Origin of the sequence: Parafannyhessea sp., from assembly GCF_051876455.1 — a bacterium.
Classification (GTDB): domain Bacteria; phylum Actinomycetota; class Coriobacteriia; order Coriobacteriales; family Atopobiaceae; genus Parafannyhessea.
The window spans coordinates 1-2,028 of sequence record NZ_JBJEHW010000059.1 but is presented as its reverse complement, the minus strand read 5'-3'; the positions used below and the strand labels follow the sequence as shown (position 1 = coordinate 2,028).

Annotated in this window: 2 protein-coding genes; both read right to left on the bottom strand. The window is 71.4% G+C overall.

Annotation, left to right across the window (positions count from 1 at the left end; genetic code table 11):
- Nucleotides 1-809, bottom strand: an 809-nt coding sequence (gene mazG / locus ACI38Z_RS02775; protein WP_439788660.1) for a nucleoside triphosphate pyrophosphohydrolase, incomplete at its 3' end; no start/stop codon positions are given.
- 3 nt (nt 810-812) lie between these two features.
- Nucleotides 813-2,028: TRCF domain-containing protein (locus ACI38Z_RS02770; protein WP_439788659.1), on the bottom strand; the 1,216-nt coding region annotated here is incomplete at its 5' end.

Sequence of the window (2,028 nt, the reverse complement as noted above, 5' to 3'; positions counted from 1 at the left end):
CCCTCCCAGCGGGCCACGTTCACGAGCGAGAAGAGCACGTCCCCAAACTCCAGGGCCTGGGCGTCGCTCCCGGCGGGCTCCGCCTCAAACTCCCGCCGCTCGGAGGCCACCTGCCGCCACACGTCCGCCTCGCTCGGCCACTCGAAGCCGGCACGCGCCGCGCGCTCGGATATCTTCTGGCACTGCAGCAGCGCCGGGAGCGAGCGCGGCACGCTGTCGAGCAGGCCCTCCGGCGCGGCGTCCGCCTCGCCCTCGCCCGCGGCCGCGCGGGCCTCGCGCTCGCGGCGCTTCACGTCAGCCCAGATGCGGCCCACGTCCTGCTCGCTTTGGGCCGCGGCTTCGCCAAACACGTGCGGGTGGCGGCGCACCAGCTTTTGGTTTATCTGCCGGCACACGTCGTCGATCGTGAAGGCGCCGTCCTCGCGCGCGATCTCCGCGTGCAGCAGCACCTGCATCAGCACGTCGCCCAGCTCCTCGGCCAGGTGCGCGTCGCTCTGCCGCTCGATGGCGTCAACGGCCTCGTAGGTCTCTTCCACCAGGCTGCGCTCCAGCGTCTGGTGCGTCTGGGCGCGGTCCCACGGGCAGCCGTCCGTCTGGCGCAGGCGCCACACGGTGCGCACCAGCCGGTCAAACTCCGGGTGCGTGCCCGGCGCATCCGCGCGGGCGCGGCTCTGCTCGTCCGCTGCGTCGGCCGCGGCACGGTCGCCGGGCAGCAGCTCGGGCGCGGTCGGCCCGTAGCCCGCGGCCGGCACGCGGCCCGCGTCCGGCACCGCACCCTCGGCCCGCGGCGCCACGTTCTTCTCGCCCATACGCTACTCCTCGCCCTCGTCGTCGCCGCCGACCTCCTCCAGCACGCCCAGCGCGGCGGGCAGAAGCTCCTCGCGCCCGGTGTGGAAGGGGTAGCTCATCTTCTTGGTCTTGGGGTAGATCACGGCGCGGCGCTCCTTGAGCTTGAGCGCGATGGCGCGCGGCACCTCGATCCCCACATAGCTGATGCGGCCGCTCGTCAGGCTGACGGAGGTCACGCCCAGGCGCTGGCAGCGGATGCGGATGCGCGCGCGGTCCAGCAGGTTGCGGCCGGCCAGCGGCAGGGCGCCGTAGCTGTTCTCCAGGTCCTGCTGCAGGCGGTCCACGTCCGCCAGCTCCGTGGCAGATGCCAGGCGGCGGTAGGCCAGCACGCGCTTGTCCACCTCGGGCAGGTACTCCTCCGCCAGGTAGAAGTCAGCCGGCAGGTTGATGTTGACCTCGGGCGCCTGCTCGGCCGTGGCCTCGCCCTTGGCCTCGCTCACGGCCTGGCCCAGCATCTGCGTAAAGAGGTCAAAGCCCACGCTGCTCAGGTTGCCGTGCTGCTCCGCGCCCACCAGCGAGCCCGCGCCGCGGATCTCCAGGTCGCGCATTGCGATGCGCATGCCGCTGCCCAGGTCCTGGTTCTCGTTTATGGCCATCAGGCGGTCCGTGGCCTCCGGCGTCAGCGGGATCTGCCCCGGGAACATGAAGTACGCGTACGCCTGCGTGCGGCCGCGGCCCACGCGGCCCTTGAGCTGGTACAGCTGCGCCAGGCCCAGGCGCTGCGCGTCCTCGATTATCAGCGTGTTGGTGTGCGAGTTGTCGATTCCGCTCTCGATGATGGTCGTGGCCACCAGGACGTCTATCTCGTGCTCGTCAAACTCGAGCATCACGTCCTCGACCTGCTGGGCGCTCATCTTGCCGTGCGCCACGCCCACGCGCGCCTCGGGCGCGGCCTCGTGCACGCGGTCCACGGCGTCGTCGATGGTCGTCACACGGTTGCTCACGTAGTACACCTGGCCGCCGCGCGCCAGCTCCGCGCGGATCGCGGCCGACACCACGTCCGGGTCCCACTCGCCCACCTTTACCTTGACGGGAAGGCGCCCCGGCGGCGGCGTCATGATCAGGCTCATGTCGCGCACGCCGGACATGGCCATCTGCATGGTGCGCGGGATGGGCGTGGCGCTGAGCGTCAGCACGTCCACCTGCTCGCGCATGTTCTTGAGCTGCTCCTTGTGCTGC